The 19,328-nt window shown below is 33.0% G+C and carries 18 protein-coding genes and 1 pseudogene; 7 read left to right on the top strand and 12 right to left on the bottom strand.

Features of this window, described 5'->3' with window-relative positions:
- Positions 1–1,183: 1,183 nt before the first annotated feature.
- Positions 1,184–1,978 carry a ParA family protein gene (locus P4V41_RS20330; RefSeq protein ID WP_328086979.1) on the top strand — a complete coding sequence of 265 codons (795 nt, stop codon included), beginning with the start codon at positions 1,184–1,186 and terminating at the stop codon, positions 1,976–1,978.
- Positions 1,950–2,396, top strand: coding sequence for a hypothetical protein (locus P4V41_RS20325; RefSeq protein ID WP_328086978.1), 447 nt, complete (start codon positions 1,950–1,952; stop codon positions 2,394–2,396). The genes P4V41_RS20330 and P4V41_RS20325 overlap by 29 nt, the downstream gene beginning before the upstream one ends.
- 1,181 nt (positions 2,397–3,577) lie before the next feature.
- On the opposite strand, the gene P4V41_RS20320 is transcribed toward P4V41_RS20325, so the two are convergent.
- Positions 3,578–3,859 (bottom strand): SMI1/KNR4 family protein, encoded by a 282-nt coding sequence (locus P4V41_RS20320; RefSeq protein ID WP_328086977.1) that lies wholly within the window; start codon positions 3,857–3,859, stop codon positions 3,578–3,580.
- Positions 3,860–4,902: 1,043 nt separating this feature from the next.
- Between P4V41_RS20320 and P4V41_RS20315 the strand changes: the two genes are divergently transcribed.
- Positions 4,903–5,046 (top strand): hypothetical protein, encoded by a 144-nt coding sequence (locus tag P4V41_RS20315; RefSeq protein WP_328086976.1) that lies wholly within the window; start codon positions 4,903–4,905, stop codon positions 5,044–5,046.
- Positions 5,047–5,107: 61 nt separating this feature from the next.
- Here the strand turns inward: P4V41_RS20315 and P4V41_RS20310 are convergent, their stop codons facing one another.
- The 5 genes from P4V41_RS20310 to P4V41_RS20290 form a co-directional block, all read right to left on the bottom strand.
- Positions 5,108–6,211, bottom strand: coding sequence for a tyrosine-type recombinase/integrase (locus P4V41_RS20310; protein ID WP_328086975.1), 1,104 nt, complete (start codon positions 6,209–6,211; stop codon positions 5,108–5,110).
- Positions 6,212–6,992: 781 nt separating this feature from the next.
- Positions 6,993–8,402, bottom strand: a complete 1,410-nt coding sequence (locus tag P4V41_RS20305; RefSeq protein ID WP_328086973.1) for an MmcB family DNA repair protein — start codon at positions 8,400–8,402, stop codon at positions 6,993–6,995.
- Positions 8,403–8,778: 376 nt separating this feature from the next.
- Positions 8,779–9,186 (bottom strand): type VII toxin-antitoxin system HepT family RNase toxin, encoded by a 408-nt coding sequence (hepT, locus tag P4V41_RS20300; protein ID WP_328086972.1) that lies wholly within the window; start codon positions 9,184–9,186, stop codon positions 8,779–8,781.
- Entirely contained in the window at positions 9,176–9,580 is a 405-nt protein-coding gene (gene mntA / locus P4V41_RS20295) for a type VII toxin-antitoxin system MntA family adenylyltransferase antitoxin (RefSeq protein ID WP_328086971.1), read from the bottom strand. Before mntA ends, hepT begins: the two co-directional genes overlap by 11 nt.
- Positions 9,581–9,719: 139 nt before the next feature.
- The gene (locus P4V41_RS20290) at positions 9,720–10,496 is read right to left on the bottom strand and encodes a hypothetical protein (RefSeq protein WP_328086969.1); all 777 of its coding nucleotides are present in this window, start codon (positions 10,494–10,496) and stop codon (positions 9,720–9,722) included.
- A 544-nt stretch (positions 10,497–11,040) separates the two neighbouring features.
- Between P4V41_RS20290 and P4V41_RS20285 the strand changes: the two genes are divergently transcribed.
- Entirely contained in the window at positions 11,041–11,475 is a 435-nt protein-coding gene (locus P4V41_RS20285) for a hypothetical protein (protein WP_328086968.1), read from the top strand.
- Between the two features lie 101 nt (positions 11,476–11,576).
- Here the strand turns inward: P4V41_RS20285 and P4V41_RS20280 are convergent, their stop codons facing one another.
- The 3 genes from P4V41_RS20280 to P4V41_RS20270 all read right to left on the bottom strand — a co-directional run bounded on the left by P4V41_RS20280 (position 11,577) and on the right by P4V41_RS20270 (position 13,524).
- Positions 11,577–12,413, bottom strand: coding sequence for an ArdC family protein (locus P4V41_RS20280; protein ID WP_328086967.1), 837 nt, complete (start codon positions 12,411–12,413; stop codon positions 11,577–11,579).
- Positions 12,414–12,989: 576 nt separating this feature from the next.
- The gene (locus P4V41_RS20275; protein WP_328086966.1) at positions 12,990–13,331 is read right to left on the bottom strand and encodes a hypothetical protein; all 342 of its coding nucleotides are present in this window, start codon (positions 13,329–13,331) and stop codon (positions 12,990–12,992) included.
- A 52-nt stretch (positions 13,332–13,383) separates the two neighbouring features.
- Positions 13,384–13,524: a hypothetical protein gene (locus tag P4V41_RS20270; protein WP_328086965.1), complete on the bottom strand. Its 141-nt coding sequence runs from the start codon at positions 13,522–13,524 to the stop codon at positions 13,384–13,386.
- Positions 13,525–14,120: 596 nt separating this feature from the next.
- Here P4V41_RS20270 and P4V41_RS20265 point away from each other — a divergent pair.
- Positions 14,121–14,393, top strand: coding sequence for a DUF1507 family protein (locus P4V41_RS20265; protein ID WP_328086964.1), 273 nt, complete (start codon positions 14,121–14,123; stop codon positions 14,391–14,393).
- Between the two features lie 183 nt (positions 14,394–14,576).
- Here the strand turns inward: P4V41_RS20265 and P4V41_RS20260 are convergent, their stop codons facing one another.
- From P4V41_RS20260 to P4V41_RS20250, 3 genes are read right to left on the bottom strand one after another with little or no spacing between them, the layout of a single operon-like run.
- The gene (locus P4V41_RS20260; RefSeq protein ID WP_328086962.1) at positions 14,577–15,629 is read right to left on the bottom strand and encodes a Ger(x)C family spore germination protein; all 1,053 of its coding nucleotides are present in this window, start codon (positions 15,627–15,629) and stop codon (positions 14,577–14,579) included.
- Positions 15,616–16,698 (bottom strand): GerAB/ArcD/ProY family transporter, encoded by a 1,083-nt coding sequence (locus P4V41_RS20255; RefSeq protein WP_328086961.1) that lies wholly within the window; start codon positions 16,696–16,698, stop codon positions 15,616–15,618. Before P4V41_RS20255 ends, P4V41_RS20260 begins: the two co-directional genes overlap by 14 nt.
- The gene (locus tag P4V41_RS20250; protein WP_328086960.1) at positions 16,698–17,999 is read right to left on the bottom strand and encodes a spore germination protein; all 1,302 of its coding nucleotides are present in this window, start codon (positions 17,997–17,999) and stop codon (positions 16,698–16,700) included. Before P4V41_RS20250 ends, P4V41_RS20255 begins: the two co-directional genes overlap by 1 nt.
- Before the next feature lie 264 nt (positions 18,000–18,263).
- Between P4V41_RS20250 and P4V41_RS20245 the strand changes: the two genes are divergently transcribed.
- Positions 18,264–18,482, top strand: a complete 219-nt coding sequence (locus P4V41_RS20245) for a helix-turn-helix transcriptional regulator (RefSeq protein WP_328086958.1) — start codon at positions 18,264–18,266, stop codon at positions 18,480–18,482.
- A gap of 658 nt (positions 18,483–19,140) precedes the next feature.
- Positions 19,141–19,328 (top strand): annotated as a pseudogene (locus P4V41_RS20240) (aspartate kinase); the annotation flags it as partial.

Raw genomic sequence — 19,328 nt, 5'->3', positions numbered from 1 at the left:
CAATATAAAAAACATATGTTGTTATTGTTGTATATAGTGAATTATACAATGAATTATAAATTGTTATTGTTGAACACAATATTGTCATCAGCATTCTTAAAGTTATTGTTATGGATATGCAAATGCATATATTGCAGATGATATATATGATGATGTAAACAACAAATTATAAGTTGTTTTTAATGATTACATTATTATCATCAGCATTCTTAAAGTTATTGTTATGGATATGTAAATGCATATATCGCATATGATATATATGATGATGTATACAACAAATTATAAGTTGTTTTTAATGATTACATTATTGTCAGCAGCGTTCTTAAAATTATTGTTATGGATATGTAAATACATATATTGCAGATGATATATATGATGATGTATACAACAAATTTAAGATGTTTTTAATGATTGCATTATTATCATTAACACTTTTATGATTAGTGTTAATATACATTGAACCACATATGTCATAGATAACATATATTATGTTGTATAAAATGATTTATAAATTGTTATTGCTAATATAGATAAAAATATTATTCTTAATGTTGATATTATTGAAGTTAATATATCTTATACATATATCTCAAAGTAACAATACATCCTGCTGTATAAGTTGAAAGATTATTAATATTGTTGTATCAAGTAACAACAAGTTTATCCTTATCGTCATTTTCATTGTTATCGTATATGTATTTTTTATATACAAATTTAACTACGATATATATGTTGTTAATAATATATATATTAAAATATTCTTTATCACTGCTAGCAATATAATTGTATAAGTCGTAAACATTGTTATCATTGCTACTAATAATGTTATATTCGTATTTCTGTTAACACGAACCCAGATTCATATAAGATCCGTACCTTTTCTTTCAAAAGGAATTAAAGACAATAACACTTTATTATGATGTCTATTATTCTCAATATTGATAATGAGTTGATGTATTAATGTTTAAATATATGTTAATAATGATATATATGTTATCTATGTTATTGTAGTTATGGTACATGTTATAATTGTTATTGTTCACAATGTTGAAAATATCGACAACTTATAAAGATATGCTGTAACATACTAGATGTTATTGTCGATAACATCCTTATCGTTAACTACAATTTTGATGGTAAAATGATAAGTAACAAATACTAGAATTATAGTGAGGTGGAAATTTTGACAGCTAAAATAGTTACTTTTGGTATCAGTAAAGGTGGCTGTTCGAAGTCTATCAGTAGTGGTATCACTTCATACCTTCTCAGTAAAAAAGAAAGAGTCCTAACAGTAGATATGGACGGACAAGGAAACTTAACTAGTTTCCTAACGAGTGAGTATGATATCTGTAACGTCTTTGAAAAAAGAACTGTATTAGAAGCGATTCTTGATGGTGATGCAAGAAAGTATATCATTAAGATCTCAGAGAACCTGGATCTTATTCCTGCAAATGATTTCCTAGCTACATTACCACGAATGATGTACGAGAACGGTCTTGGTTTAGATGCACTACAAAAAGCTTTAGAGCCTGTTATGGAAGATTATGATTGGATCATCATCGATACACCGCCAGCTCTATCTGAACATACGGTAATGCCTCTTAGTACATACTCAAAAGCAGGAAGTTACGCAGTCGTTATGTTTGATGGGTCCATGTTTGCGTATTATGCGATCCCTAAGTTCCTTGAGATCATAGAAGGAGCGAAAGAACGTTATAACCCTAACCTAGAGACCGCAGGAATCCTTTTCTCGCTCATTGATGCACGCGCGAAAGAGAACGAGATCATGGAAGAATCCGTTGATGAAGATTACCCTGGGGTTCGTTTTAAAACGATCATTAAACGAAAAGCTGCTACCCGACGCTTAGCGATAACCGGGTTTGATGAGAACCCAGAACTTAAGAATGCACTAGAATACTACATCCCATTCGTGAAGGAGCTGAAGAAACGTGTCAAACAAGAGCAGCCTCAAGGATAAAATTAAAAAGCCAAACGCCACTCAAGCTTTCTTTAATTCATATGACACTGTTGATGAAAAGAAGGAAGTTAAAGATAATGATATAAATAATGTTGTTGAAGAAGATATCATTAAGAATGAAGATGAAGTTGCTAGTGAAACATATGATAAGACCAACAACATCATTGACAATGTTGTTGATGATAGCAACGACAACAATGATGAAGACGATGATTACCTTAGAATGCTTGCTTCAGGTAACAAAGTGAAGAAACAAAAACGTAAGAAAGTTTTCACTTCCTTCTACATGGATCCCGACCTCGCTATAGAAGTCGACAACATTGCTTCTCGTGGTGAGAAAGGTGACAAATCAAAACTGATTAATAAAGCCATTCGCAATTTATTAGAACAATACGGAGTTATCGAAAAGAGCCGCTAGAAAGCGGCTCTTTCCTTTTAATAACATATGTTATCATTAACAACGTTGTATATTTTAATATCAATAATAACTATATTGTTAATGTATAAAATTTATCTGTGTAACATTTCGAGCTATTTTCTCATTGGCTCATCAAGAATGTATATGACATCGCTAACAAAACATATGATAATAATAACAACAATATAGACAATGTTGTTATTGATAACAAAGACAATAATAATAAAAATGATACACCTTAGAATGTCCGTTTAATTAATAAAGTAAACGTAAAAAAGTGTTCACCTCTTTCTATATGGGTGATGATCATGATCGATTTGCTATAGCAAAAACATATAAAAAAAGCGAATCGCAATTTATTAGATCACAACAAGGAGTTATAGTAAAAGAGCCGCTAAATAGCGGCCTCTTTTACTATAAATTATATATCGTTATTAACAGCGTTGTATATGTTAGTCTTAACAATATTTATATCATTATTGTAGATAATATTGTTGTCTTTAGTGTATAAAATAGTTTATATGTATAAGATAATAAAACTGTATAGGCTGGCTTCTCTAATTCATTTACTAATAAAGATTTCTAATCAAAAGACACTAGAAGTTTGTATCAATCATGCATAGTCGTAATTGTTTAATATAAAAAGATTCGTAAAGTAAATTAATGGGAAACATGAGACTTCATCTCTTTGTTGTTGGTTTGCATAAACTGATAAAATTAATCCTAATACATATGTTTATGATGTTGTTGATATATATGATAACACCTTTATTAATATTAAAACTATTGTTAATTGTTATCATCATCTTCATTAATATATATCTAGTGAACTCTTTCTATTAATAGGATTTCCAGATATATCAGTTCTTATACATCAAATATTTTTTGATAGGGGAGTCATAATAGTAGATTTAATTACTCAAATTTGAAATCTATTATTTCTCTTATAAAAAACTTCTAGACTATATTCAGCTAATTCTTTTGCTTCATTATTTTTACTATGCTTAATACCAATTAGCATTTAATGAATGTCATCGTCATCTATCGTACCTTGGGTATTTCCTTCAGCACATTAGGATTAGGATGCCGCCACATCTTATCGACCAAAAGTTTAATGTGCATATTATTAGTAAAGATAGTTTTGCTAAAGAACAGATCAATTCAAATAGTTGTACCATGCTTCACCAATTCATCGACTTGATGATAAAATTTTGATCAGAAAAATAGGAATCTGTTAATTTTAGTATTGTATCTTTGTTATCTCTGGGTTCAGTAAAATTAGGTAAAAATTCATTGAAAGAAGCAGCAATTGTCGTAATCGTTTTTTCTTCAGAATTAATATATACTATAGGACTAGTCCTACTATATCTATAATCAAGAGCAACCCATTTATGTCCATCATCACCAATCAGAATTAGACCTTCCGGTAAACTCCATTCTTCTTGGAAATATGGTGTATCCAATATTCCTGCCCCTAAATGAGAGCTCGTTACCTAACTTGCAGCTCATTTGTTTTTGCATATATGTCATAATTAACAACGTTGTATATGTTGATATCAATAATATTAACATCATTATTATACGAGTCATGATTGTCATAGATAAATAGAATAGTTAAATGAATTATATAAACTTTTGATTTTACATTTAAATGTTAAAAACTAATAGTTAAACAATATGACAATACATTTTGTTTTGCTTATGAAAAACTACTGCAAAGAGATGAAATTTATGATGCATTTGAATATTTTAGCTTGGGCACTTTTACAGTTTTGGATTCTAAGCCTAGAGTTAATGATCTCTAATACATATGTTGATAATGTTGTTGACGTATATGATAAGGATATTATTACTATAAATAATGTTTTTGTTATTAATAATAATGTTTCTTTTTAATTTTTTCTTGTCATCAACAAGAACATATTCAAAAAAGTTATTATCATATATGTATCTATTAAACTCTTTCTATTATTATGATTTCCAGAAGAAACGCTTCTTATACATCTCAAAATTTATTAAAAGGGGAGTTAGTATAGTTGAATTTATATGAAGAATTGAACATATAAAATTTATTAAACATGAATCTATCTTTAAATAAATAAACATTTGTTTTTGACAATGATATATATGTTATTGTTAACATCAATGCTATGTTTAATCATAATAATATCTTATATGTAACAAAAGAACCGAGATTTCTCTCGGTTCTTTTGGCCTCCCTGTAAGGCTATTACTAGTATTTACTATAATTTTTAAGTCTAAACTTTGTAATAAAATAAATATAATATTACTGAAGTTCAAATCACACACTGATCATACTATTCCTGACCTTTAAAAGGGAGTATACAACTGATCGGCGCAAAGTTGATCTGGTCCATTATGATTATTGTTGGTAATTCGAGCTAAATCGATAACTTTTAGTATCAATGTATAAAATTAACAAAATTGATAGAATGTGATACTATTAATTACGCGTAGTAATAATTAACTAGGTAGGTCTAAATGAATGTATACAGATGAACTTGTTTCGAAGATTATTCAAAGGTTAGGTTCACTGTTCGAAGAATACAAAAGTAGCCAATGTGAATTGCAGAAGATTAAAATAATACAAGAAATTAAAGAACTTGGTGAAAAACTAGAAAAGTTGTGAGATCCAAAATACTTTATTCTAGTTATATAAACAGACCTGAAAAATATTTCAGGTCTGTTTTTTATGATTTATTGCTTTCAAATAATTGTACTTTTTTCAAACGCTGATAACTCTTTCCTTTATTCACTCGTTCCAAATAGAGGTTGGTGGTCGAAATGTCCGAGTGACCGACCCACTCTTTAACATCAACAAGCGGCACCTCGTTCTCAAGCATCGTAGTAACAAACGTATGACGGAACCAGTGAGGACTGATTCTCTTGTTTACTCCAGCTATCCTAACAGCCTCTTTTACAATCTTATAGAGGTGATTATAGGTGATTCTCTGACGAGTTTCTTCCTTATTATATAGCGAATAAAAAAGAGGCGTTTCATCACTCGAATCTATCTCTCTATTTCCCTCCCACATTTCGAGATAATGTAATAGCTCATTCTCCGTTTCTTCACGTACAGGAACTTCCCGATGTTTTCCTCCTTTACCTATCACATCGACCCAGAGTTCACCCCGACGATAATAAAAACTTCCCTTATTCAAGTTCACGATTTCACTCGCACGAAGTCCGGTCGTATAAAGGAGATAACCTAGAAGTAAGTTTCGTTGCTGAAGGTGTTTTTGTTTATGTTTGGTCCTCACGACTTTTGGAAAGTATTCGATCAACCTTTCCGCATCTTCCTGGTTCAGTTCACGTAGCTGTACACGATTCTTATTGTCTTCGTTTAAATAGTGTCCACGTTTTACAGCTGGCTTATGAATCCACCTAGAGAGAGGTGCTGCGTAATACTTAGTGTCGTATCCAAAATCGAGCAGTCTACGAAAGAACTCTAACTTACGGATGGCCGTCTTAGCAGCATACTTCTCTGAGATGTATTCGTTGTACGCTTTTACTTCTGGATATCCGATGTCTGAAAAGGTGAGTTCGTTTTCAGCTAAATAATCGAGTAGCGTTTTTGCATCGGCTCGGTACGCTCGCTTCGTATGATGGGAGAACTCTTTTCCTTTCACAAAAACGCGCGCAAAAAAGAACATCTCAATAAAATCTCGTTCGTTCGCTTCTCTCAAGTTTAAATTTCGATCTTCATCTAGAAAATTTTTATTTTCCAGATTATGTATCAATTCAATTAGTTCTTCACTTTTACTGTTTCCTTTTGTGATTTCCAAATTATTCATGTGACTCTCCTCTCACATTGAAAATAGAATCAACTTATTTTTAATTAGTATTAGTGATTTACTTGTTAACTTATTTAAATAGAAACACTAACTTTATAGATTATTATATATCTATTATGAGTTAATTTCTTTTAACAATCAAGATAATACATCCTTATCTTGATTGTTATTAATAAGTATAAATAACGAACAAACATTTCGTCAAATTTTTAATTATTGAATAATTAGATAACTTAATGGTGGATTATATAGTAATCTGTTAATTTTTCCTGAAATACATAAACTGAAAAAATATATATTGAGGTGTTATGATGTCGAATTTTTTAAAGAAAAGCTATTTTACATCGCTGTGGTATAGAGGTAGGAATTCCAATTTGAATAGGAGAAAAGTGGGTCTGGATATTTAGGAGAACAAAATTATAATTGAAAAACATACTAATTAAAGATGTAAACAACTGATTAGGGTTAGAGGAAGAATCCGATACCCTGAGAGAATTCTTTTATGGTACGTGAAATTTTAAAAGTTTTGTAATGATTAACACCCGATTTCCATTCACAAGGCCATACTGCAAGATCCATTTAGTTCTTCATAACTACTAAATTAGCGTTTCACCTCCGTTCTGCATACAACAAAAAAAGCAACCTTCAGAATGATTTAAACACAAGGGTAGTGTAAAAATTAGTCCCAAAGATTGCGCTAGTTTGACAGTTCCACAATAATACATTGTAGGAAAAAGTTAAAAGTAATATAATAACGATTAATCTTATTTTTCACAATTACTTAATAGCCAAAAACGAGTTTTTTGGATAAAGCTCTAGAGACTGAAAAAAGGATCTCATCTCTACTGGTAATTAATCTTCCATGTACACTATCTTTAGATTTTTCTAAAGATTTTCCGCTTTCAATTAGCAATCCAGCCTGACGGCCATCAAACCAAAGTTCATCTGCTAATACAAAATAAAATTCATCACAGTAATCTAAATAACGTTCCCATTTGGTATCTCTTAAAAAATCGTTTAGAGACACCTTAACTTCTATAGCAATGATATTACCTACATCATTAAAGCCTATTACATCTACACGCTTCCCATTACTCAAAGATAGTTCGCTTACACAACTGTAACCACGTTGATAGAGCCATTTTAAAGCTTTGTATTGTAATTCTCCATGCTTCTTTAGTTCTCGTTGAGACAGGGTATTAGCCGCTTCTACTTGTTCAATAAAACTTTGAGGTGATGATTTTCTTAAATTGTTTATTCCTTGTTGTATGGTTTTGCTTTCCAAATTAATGGACTCAATTTGTGCTTTAATATCTTCCATTTCTAGTGATAAATCTGATGATAGTCCATCAATATTTTTGTAAGAAGAATCTTTAGGGACATTCCAATTTGAGTATGAGTTTTTCTCTACTCTTTTCATTTCTTTAATATAATTCCATTCACATTCCCACCCACGTTTTTGTCGCTTTATAAATTCTTCAGCAATCTTATTTACATCATTTATTACATACTTATATGCGATTTCCTGGTTATCTTTTATCCACTGATCATACTCACTATCCCATTTTTGAAATGGTGGTTTTTGAAAACTAATTATATTCTTTTTCTGAAGTGATTTTTGCCAATTATAGTCGAGCCTTTTTGACAAACATATATAGCCTGAGGGTGTAACAGCTAAATGATTAATCAAGAATTCACGTACTTCCATAGGATATATGTCAAGGAGAGTTATTTGTTCTGCTATCCGTTCTGAAAGCTTAATAATCTCGTCCTTCTTCTCAATTAAGAGGTGTTTTTTTCTCTCTAACATCTTAAATTTTTCATTAACTTCTATTTGAAACAACTTAATACGTTCATTCTTATGTAAAAGGGCTTGTACGTTACGTTTTAATTCTTCTCTTGTTATTGTTTCGTCAATACTGTTTAATATCTCTTCTATCCCAAGCCATTCATTGTTTTTAGTAAGCGGTACGAGGATGAGTGATTTCATACCTAAAGAAACACACATTTTGTAGGATGTATCAGTCAATTCTTGTTTAGCGGCATTCAACAAATTATTAAGTCTTGATAATTTTTTAGCCTGATCTAGACTTACTTCATATTTCAGTGGTAATTCCTTCACTTTAACTCCATTATTTAATTCGTTTATAATGTTTTGACTTACAGGATCAATACCATTAATTATGGACATTATAACCCCTCCTTAAAAGTGCACCGTGCACTTTTAGAGTAATGCATTTTTAAAGTTTTAACAAATAGTTACAAGATTATGATTGAATTTATAAGTAAAATAAATAAATAATTATGACAACCTTTTTAGATAGTTCCTATATAAAGCTGCATTTTTCTTCATTTTTACCATCTCTACTAAGAAGAAGGAGTGTACAATGGAATTTCACATTTCACCCAAGAAATAAACTATTGTTTTAATTGGTTTTTTTCAAAATTACTACATAATAGACATTTCATTACTCTACAATCTGGCCAGTTTGTGAAGTAAGATAAACATTTCCTCCAAAAAAAAGCACTGTTACTTTATCATAACAGTGCGTTACCTAATTACTATTTTAGTTGTATGCTAAAATTTGTTCTGTGTAAATTTTAAAATCTATCAGGTGTTTTTCAATGATTTTTTGTACAATCTCGAGATTTACTTCTTGATAGTCATGAACAGCTATATTACGAAACCCTACCATTGCCTTTAGTCCCTTACATAATTCCAACGTGATAATGTTGTTCTGTTGTAGGAGATCAAACGTCTCTCGACTTGTTTGTGGAATTCCCAGTTTCTTTTCTGCTACCACATGCATTCCAAGATCAATCGCCGCTTCACAAGCACGTTGAATATTCAAGATGATTGAATCTTGCTTTGTAAAGTTCTCTAAGTTTAGTGGATTGTTATCATACTCTTCATTGATCCGTTTTAAGCATCGTTCAATGATGCTAATCTTATTTAATATCACATCATTTTTCATAGATTGATCCACTCTCTTCAATTCTTTTCATCACGATCTCTCGTTCTTCGTTTAACTTCGCATACATTTTTAACGTCTTCATCTCAAATTCCATCCTGCGTTTATCATCTTTACAAAGTATCGTTTTACCCGATTGAATAATTTGAGCCGCGAATACCGTAGAAGCTTGATTTAAATCAACAAGATCCACATCCTTATTAATCAGTGCAGCAAGCTCTTGACCCAACATGAAACGGTCGTACTTCTCTATTTTTTGATCACTTAAATACGCGATATCTAGATCACTGTCTACTCGGTCCGTTCCTTTAGCCGTGGAACCGAAAACAACTATTAGATAAGCGTCTAGCTTTTCACTTAGAAAAGATATAACTTGTTCTTCTATTTTACGGTCCACATAATCGCCTCCAGAATTCTATAGTTCAGTATATGACAGCTTACCTAACGACTAATCCTCTTTCATTTCTATAAAAAGTATATCATGAATCTGTTTTTACCACTTACTTTCCTAAACCTGAATGCTATTTATATAAGGTTTATTTGTTAACAAATGTACCGTTAAATAAACTTTGGATAAAGTAAGGATCATTCTTAAAATCTACTTCGTTGCTGTTAAAGGTAAACTTCTCAATAATCGCTTCTTCATACTGCCTTTTAACTTCTGAGAAATCCTGTTTCTCTTTTTCTGTTTGTGTCAGATCCTTTTGAGAGAGTTTCATATATTTGTCCATAACGTTCGCTTTATTCCCTTCGGTAAAATCAATTCTCACGGTATAGTGTTCAAACTCTTGTCTTTCCATTTCATTTAAGAAGGTTAGGATACGCTCGGTGTAGTTTTCTTTATCAAAAGGTGTTTTTACAGGTATTCCAACAACAACTGAAGGTTGAATCTTGTTTAACGATAGTTTAGTTAAACGCTTGTTTAACTCACCGTCATAAGATGACTGAACATAAAATTGAGCATCTTCACTTAATTCCTTAATTCTAGGTGAGAGTTCTTCAGCTAGAGTAGTGTCTACCACTTTTTTTTCATATGTGTCTTTATACGTGGAATGATTTCCTTTACGTGTGACAATAAATAAAAGTTTATCGTCAAATACAGGGGTTGCTTGAGCTTCGATCCACTCTCCAGCAGCAAATCCTAGATCATAAGTTTCCACTTCTCCAATAACAAATTCTTGGTCGTACTTTTTTTCTAAATAAGCTAACATTTTTGCTTTTTCATCCGAATCGTCTTGACCTCTTAAGAGGATCAAGACGATTACGATACATAGAAGAGAACCGGTAAAATAAAGTAATGTTCTTTTATCCAATTGAGCACCAACTTATCTGATTATCACTTTGAAAGAATAAGGAGTATATCAACCGTCTATAACAACGTAAGGTGATTAACTGAATTAAACGCAATCCCAAAAAAACAGAAAAATTCCTACTAACCTATAGATTTTTCCTTCAAAGATCAAATCACTACTCATATAGACGGACTTAAAAAACCTTTTATAAGGTTTAGCAGCGTGTAAATAATCCCCGGTTGCGGGTCTCATGATTGGTACGATACTCATATTCATTTCTCCTAAAAAAAAAATGGAAAATCAATGAGTTTATATTAACATAAATATCCATGTTATCGTTCATTATTACCTGCTTTAATAACTTATTGTAAAAAATAGGAAGGTGTATGTAGAAAGATGTAGAAATCTACTTATGATTGAAAATTAAGTAGGAAGCGTGCGTCATGTATCTTGTCAATAGCAATGAAGTAGAGGTGAAAATAGTATCACTGTTTCCTTTGGTTTTATCTCTTTTTAGTAAGTTTGTTTTTGTTTTTGTTTTTTAAATACACCTGAGGTCAAATTAATGAAAAAAAATTTAACAGTACTTAATAAAGTTGCTCTTTTAATAATCTGGACTATTTATTGTATATCGCTTATGTTACCTGCTTTTACAACGTCTGACGGTGATAGCGCACCCGGTGTCATGTTAGTGCTAATGGGTGGGTTAGGTATATTCGCAGGACTGTTAGCGTCTACCTTAAGTTGGTATGCAAACTTGTTATTCTTTTACATATCGGTTCAAACGTTTAGAGGAAAAGAAACAAGCATCAGCCATTTCTTTATGTTATTACTAGCTTTCAGATCATTTTTCCCTTGGGTTATGTTACTAGATGAGGCAGGAAACACAGCAGTTATTACAAACTATGATAGTGGTTATTATTTTTGGATCTCGTCAATAATGTTGTTATCTACTTTGGTATTTATCAACTGGTTCTTATGTCGCAAAAGAGTAAGTTGATACCATCTTTAAAGTACTGTTATCCTTTATGCAGGCTCGATGCCTGCTTTCTTAAATAAAAAACACCGTTTTTTTCTCCACGCGGGTAAAAAAGCTCCTGTTTAAGGAGCGATTTTCACTTTCTCTACCTCTGTACCGAGGATATAATCTGCCGCTTTTTGTGCTTGTCCCGCTGCTTGTACGACGAAGCGACTGTCTTCTTTTAACACACGTAACCAGCTCTTGATATAACTCGCTGAGTTCGGAATCGTGTTATCAATACCCGCTACCCCGCATAACATCGCCGCTCCCATCTCAGCCACAAGCTCTTCTTTTGAATAGCTTTCATCACCGAACGCAAAGTGTTTAGAGACAATCGCTTCTCTTTTCAACCGACATTCATGCCCGGTAGAGTGGACCATCTCATGAAACAGTGTGCTGTAATACTCTTCTCGTACCGTAAAATCCTGTAACGGCGGACAGTTGATTCGATCAATGAGCGGCATATAGACCGCGCGACCTCTATAAGAAGTATAGTCCGGCGCATCTCCATACTCTTTGACGATTCTCTCTGCCCCCTTGATAGGGTCATGATCAAACGTCTCATCCCTTCTTTTACTCTCCAGTCCTTCCACTTGAGAACCAACGTGGAACACTCTGTAATACCGAAGATACGGAATTTTATCTTCCTTTTCATCTTCCTCTTTCTCAAGCCACGTCCAGAACACCACCATATGAGATTTTGCCCCTTTCTTCACCTTCCCTCCCGCTTCTGTAATCTGTTTAAACGTCGCGTACTCTCCAGCCGGAAGTAAGAACGTATTGATTCCGCGATAAGGTTTCTGCGTCTTCCAGTTCACCGCTCGCCCGCTCAGCCATGGTCTTCTCCAAGGTACCACGCCATTCTCTAGCTCTTCCATGATTCTTTCTGTCACCATCTCGTACACACTCTTCTTCATCGTCTTTCTCCTCCTTTTGTATTCCGAAGCGAATCTCTTCCCCTAAAGGGAATGATTTTGCCCCTTTGTTCGAGAGAGGAGAAAAAGAAGCCATGACGGACGGTCAAGGGTATCAGCACAAAAAGTTTGAGATAAGCGTAGCTTAAAAGTTTTTTGCCCCTTGATCCGTTTGACGTGATCACTTCACTTCTCGTTGGGAAGGTTCGGGTGCCCTACCAAAGAGAAGGCTAGTGGAACGGCTTCTTTTACGATTCGGAAGACAAAGGGCAAGAAAAAAGGCAGCCGCTTTGGCTGCCTACCATATTATTCTCTTTTCTTTTTATTCTCCATCTCTTATGTTCTTCTCTTTTCCTAAAGTGCTACTCGTTCACTATTATTCTTTTAAGTCACTCTACTTTTTCCGGCTCGTTCGATACGGCCGAAGGTAAACGGAACAGGAACGTACAGCTTGTTCTACAAGCTGTAGTTATCGATTCGTTTAGTGTCGAAGCGACGAGAACCACACTTTAGATGGTTCTTGCTGCCGGACTAAAAGATCTCCTTCTCTATTCTCTATTCCTACATGCTTAAGATGACTTACGAATGATTGTTAAACTCATTGTGATCTTCGTTTGGTTGATAAAGGACAAGTAAAGGCATTCCTAACAGAAAGATAAAGATGATGGGATAAAAGATGAATAACGCAAAATCCCAACTCTCTCCAAAGGTCATATAGCCGAACACCATCACAGCGATTCCCTTGAGAAGCGCAAATAAAAAGATAGGAAATCTCATTTTCTCTCCGATCAACGTTTCATAATACATAAAAAAATATAACCCTACAAAGAACAATGATATTAACAGACCCACAATATTTAATGATAGTAAAAGAATCAACATACAAGTAGCGATGAAGGTAGGAAGAACCTTGTTTTTCATGAGTCACTCTCCAATATAAACTTATACTTAAGCATAAAATACTTTTACCTATCTAGCCTGTCGTTCCACCAGTTCGGATAGCTCTTCCACCCATCTTCAGCTTCGCTTCACTTAGAGCACGTAGAACATCTGTAACTACTTCATCATGATTACAATCATTAAACCCAAAAGAAAAACCTACATCTTTCCCCACATGTGTTCTGTTATATGGAGATCAACCACCGATTTGAAAAACTTTTTCCTTGTTAGATGGTGTTCATCCAACTTCCTATAAAAATGAGGAAACGAACCCTTAAAACCTCTTTCTCTTAAACTTGGAATAACAACACGTTTCAAAGAGTCGATCACCTCATCACGCCCCACAATAACGCCTCCGCCGCTTTCTACATTTCATATACATAAATAAACCTCTATATATTCCCATAAAGTTAGTACTTATCCTGCTTGAGTTTACATAGAAAACAACATCTACATATATGGAACTTTTTAAGTATAAGGTTTCTTGTTGACAATAAATCACTGAATGGACAACATTGTTTTTTCTATTTAGAATATGTTGTAAGATCGAATGACAAGCCGGGTCATAAAATACTCCTGTTATGTTACAATCGGTTAAGAGTGAAAACTTGATAGAGTGATAATTGTTTAATTGAACATTAACTTGTGTCATATAACACATTATCGTTGTTTGAAAATTTTTCAAGTAAGATAGTGGATGTCACTGATATACTAAGCTGCAGTTTAAATAAAGAAAGGAGCTCTTACTACGTAAGGATTGGTGTAGATCTGATGGATGATTCAACTATATGTAAAAAAGCTCTTGATATCATAAATGCTGATGCTGAATTACTTCTACAATTAATTAAAGTTCAAATGGAACATTTAACTTTACCTCATTGCCCCCTTTACGAGGAGGTATTAGATACACATATATTTGGTCTATCACGTGAGATAAATTTTGCAGTTCGGTTAGGACTTATTGAAGAAGAAGTTGGAAAAGAAATAATTAATTCAATCGAAAGAAAACTTTTTATTTTGTTTGAAGGATCAACAAAGAAGTAGTCAAGAAAAATGTCAATCTTGTAGATTGATTGAAGATTGATTAAAACACAGGAATCATAAAACAAAAAAGACTAGACATTTTTTATGTCTAGTCTTTTTTGTTACTCTTTGGGGAGTGTTTGAGATGATTATAGATTATTAATTCAAATTATTCAATATTATTAATCGATAATTAGTAACAGATTATTCAATCTTGGCTTTGACCTTAAACTTCATTTTTAAATGTGGATAATACTCATTTCTCCAATGATACAATTTCGGATATGGAATTACATTCTGAAATTGTTGCCCAAAACCGAAGATGTCAGTATTATTCTTTTGAGTCTTACTTAATAGCGTGTAAAATCGTTCTTTATTAACTTTTTCCAGCTTTTTTTCAATCTGTTTATTTGTAACTCCATCTTCTTTCTCTAAGACATGTATTTCTAAATCTAATGTACTTGATATATGCGCTATATCATTTTTTAATGATACTTCACTTGAAATTGAATTATCTGTGATCACAACGCTCGCAAAGCCTAATGTCTCTATTTTCCCTTTGATCTTCTTGTTGTTAAACATATTAATCAATTGTGTTTCCTCAGGGCTTATTCTATCCGTTAATTTTCCTCTTTTAAAAATATAGGAGCCTTCAAATACCAATACAGTGTCTTTTCCTGACCGAACAGACGGAATCGCAATATCTTTTGTTGATAAAAACAAACTTCGATAAACTGCCCAAATCGGAGTGCTGAAAAGTTCAGGTGACCAAACAGAACCCTTGTAAAAATAATCATATATGGCTGAGGCGTGGACGCCTAATTTATCATTGATATTAGATAAAACATTCTTTACATTCTCACTAGTGATAGCTACTAATGCCCGAGATGGGATTTCTTCAGAACCCATTAAGAATTTGATCAAATTCTTAAACTCTTGTTCATTTCTTGCTAAATTCTTTTGAATGACAATTAACTGTATTTGTGAATAATCCATTGCATTTTCAGAGTTTGTTTGGATTTTCCCAAGCGCACCTGCTATACTTCCACTTCTTTCTGTTACTGTCCTTGAAACCTGGTTTTCACTCTTGGGTATCGGAATCTGCAAAGTCAATTCAAAATTCTTGTCTCCTTCTTTAGAGATACCCATTACTAATGGGATGGAGCGTTTATTTACATCCTTAATATCCCAACAACCAGAGAGAAATATGGTCAAGATAAATACAACTAGAGCTTTATAGATCTTACTTCTTTTCATGTATCTTCATCTCCCTCTGTTTAAAAATTCCGTAGAGAAATAAAGAAATTGAAATTACGATTGTAGAATATGTTTGTATACCCATACTCCACAGAAAGTATTTTTTAACCATGGATTGAGAAGGAACAAGTAAAGCCACGATTAATACACATGTAGAAGAGACAATCATTCCATATGATTTTTTTTGCGTACCGTACATAAATAATCGTTGAATAATTTGCCCAGTTACCCAAAGTAACACTGAATTAGCGACAATAACTAATCCAATTAGTGATAGACCAAAAAACATCGTTTGCCTATTAAAAGAAAACCAGCTGATATCTATTGTATCCATAGCTTCTAAGAAGGGGTCGTTTAGCGTAACTACTGTTTCGGGACCAAAAATAAATAAAGGTATATATACTACAGAAAGGAAAAAAAGGAACACACTAATTGAAACTATAAAAACCTGCTGAAGTGTTAGTCTTACTTTAGAAGATACAAAGCCCAAAACTAAAAAGGGTGAAAACCCTATCACATAAAAAAAGTTAATATCTAATAAGAACTTTGGAGGAGAATTCCAAACTGTTTGAACGTTTTCTATATCAATATTTACATAAGATGAGAATAAGTTAAACAAAACTAAAGGAAGTACGATTAAGAATATAAAAACTGAGGAACGTAAGATTGTTTTAAAGCCGTTAACTGCCGTATATACGGAGATCAAAAACAATAAGATTGTGATCGACCAATAAGGTGTACGAGGTAAAAATAATGCTGTAATAACATCCGTATGAATACGCAGATTGAGAGCAATCAAACCCACTAGATTGATGGCCAAAGGCATTAGAAAAAAGATGGCAATACCTTTCCCCATCTTTAAAAAAATTTCTACTACATCATTCTTTGGAAAATAGCTTAATCCCCTTAAGAAAATCAGTAGTAAAAGTATTTGAAAAAAGCCTTGCCACATCACCACTTCCCAATGAGCGGTTCTTGTTAAGGAATATACTAGATTAGGGTAGATTATATAGCTGAAGCTTAAATGCAATATAATGAAAACAACCCCTAATTGTATTCGATATGTCACTAGCTCTCACCCTCAGGTTCAATATAAAATGTTAGATAAGATATATCTTCAGACTCTAAACTTGCCAAATAAATTAATGTGAATATTAATCCTGCACATACTCCTAATATGCCGAAGAAGGATGCTAAAATTAAAATAGGGTACTTTAATAATCGGATGTACAAGGAGTTCTGCATGCCAATGACTGCAGAACTGGCGATCACAACTGCCGTTATTACGATAACTAACAAATTACTGACGAGCTTAGCTTCAACCATCGCCTGTCCCAGAATGACTCCTCCAACCATTGTAATAGCTGGTCCTACGCTCTTAGGTAGCCTCGTAATTGCTTCTAGTATCAAATCAACTATAACCACCATTAAAATGGTTTCAAGAAAAGCTGATAACGGGATACCTTCTCTACTCTTTGCTACAAATAAGGCAAGATCTGTCCTAAAAATTCCGGGGTTAACTGAGACTAATGCTACGTATAAGGCAGGTAAGATAATGGTAGATAAAGCTCCTATCACTCTAAAAACGCGAAGCATACAAGTTAGAACGAAAGGGAAATTCCGATCATTTACAGCGCTTAGCATATCCCAAACTAGATTTGGAAAAATTAAAGCAAAAGGGTAATTATCAATAAATATTACAATACGGTTCTTCTTTAGTGCATGGATTGCTTGGATCGGCAATTCAGTAGGAGATAGATGACTAACTGGACTAAGTCTACGGTGTTCAAACTGCTTGTTAAGGTCATCTATTGTTTCAATATCATATTTAATTCCTTCTAATCGTTGTTTCACATTGTCGATTAGAGTATCTGGCGCATGACCTTTAATATAAAGCATGGATATCTTGCGCTTTTCTAAATTCCCAGTTTGATAGGAAAGATGCTGTAGACGTTCAGTATTCAGCCTTTTTCTAATAAGTCCAACGTTGATATTGATATCTTCTCCAAAGGCATTCATTGAAGCCTGAATTGGACTCTCGTTTTTGGGTTCTTCAATGCTTCTGTTGAGATTTTGAGATACAGGATTTATAACCGCAATAACACCTTCACTCGTTACAATCACTAGCTTCCCTTCTAATACCGCATTAATGGCTTCTTCTTTACTTACGTTTATCTGGTCACTTATGGAAATAACAATAGATTGTACTGTACTATTACAGTCAGTAACCATTTGTTGAATGTATAGTTTTGATTTAGGAAAATCAACTAAAGAATTCATTCCGATTAAATAGCATGAGGTTTGATTAATCAACATTTCTTCGCAAAGAAAATCCGCTTGGTTGGTCAACTTAGATTCAATTTCGTTCACTATATTACCCACTACTATCACCTAACCTATATCAAAAATTATTAGCAAGTTAAGGTGTTTTTATGCAATTAGCCATTTTAATCTGTTATGTATACCAGCAAAAGATTATCGATTTGTCCTTATTGAATATAAGATCCCTTCTATTCGAGTCTGTTCCCTAAATGTTATGCATTATTAAAACACCTATTTGTAAAGCGAACTGACGAATTGATCATAAATGAGGTAAAATACGATTATAAAGTAAGTAAATAAGGATGTGAACACATGTTACTGAATTTAAAGCTAAAACCTGATTACTCAGGATTATGGAAGCTATTAGAACAGAATTCTATGTTCTTAACGGATTTAAGAGCAGTTGTAAATTCTAACGCACTTTTAAAGATAAACAAAGGTGAATTTGTGAGTCTCAAAGTGATAGCAATGCTCTGTCAAACATTTAATTGTCAACCAGAGGAAATTTTTCAATTCAAAAAATATGAATGATCGCTAATCAAAAGCTTTAGAGATTGATTCTACCAAAACATTTTAGATACAGAACAGACTCAGTAAGCACTGTTAGATTGACAGTGCTTTTGTTTTTAGGAATTTCACAGTCGTTTGAATTGGATTTTGAAACGGAGATATAAGCATTTGCTTACATCAAATCCTGTCTTCTTCTCCAATTTAAGCCATGAATTTCTTACCGGCCCTACACGTCCCGTCCTAAACCCCTTACGAGCAATTAAGCTGCCGCTTCTATACTGATCAACTACAACAGTAATCATTATGTTAAAACCTCTCATTTTCCGTCCCTTTCTCCACGTTTTTTAGTTTTTCTTATGGTTGGTCTCACTTTCATAGACTGTAATAAAAGGTCTCGTCACTTTCTACGCTACCTTTGGTACAACAGCGAATAATTTTCTTTTTTTAAAATAGTAATGAAATTGAATTGACAAAACAAAGCGGTTTAGTATAATTAACAATTGAGAATGATTATCATAATCACTTAAGTAGAGAACGTCAAAACATCGCCCGTGATATTGACTATCACATATGAGTAGTCTTAGATACCTTGCTTTAAAACGCTACATATAATTCAGTACAAATCGCAGAGAGCTTAATCACATTAAATCTGCTTTAATTTTACAAAGAAGGTGTATTCATGAAGATAATCGTGCAAAAATTTGGGGGAACTTCTTTAAAAGATGATACAGGACGCGTCGAAGCGATTCGTCACATTAACAAAGCTGTAGATGAAGGCTATAAAGTGGTTTGTGTGGTTTCAGCAATGGGACGTTTCGGTGATCCTTACGCTACGGATACTTTATTAAGCCTTGTAGGAGATAAAAA

The organism is Fictibacillus nanhaiensis (assembly GCF_036213205.1).
Lineage (GTDB): Bacteria > Bacillota > Bacilli > Bacillales > Fictibacillaceae > Fictibacillus > Fictibacillus nanhaiensis_E.
This window is presented reverse-complemented; position numbering and strand designations above follow the sequence as displayed.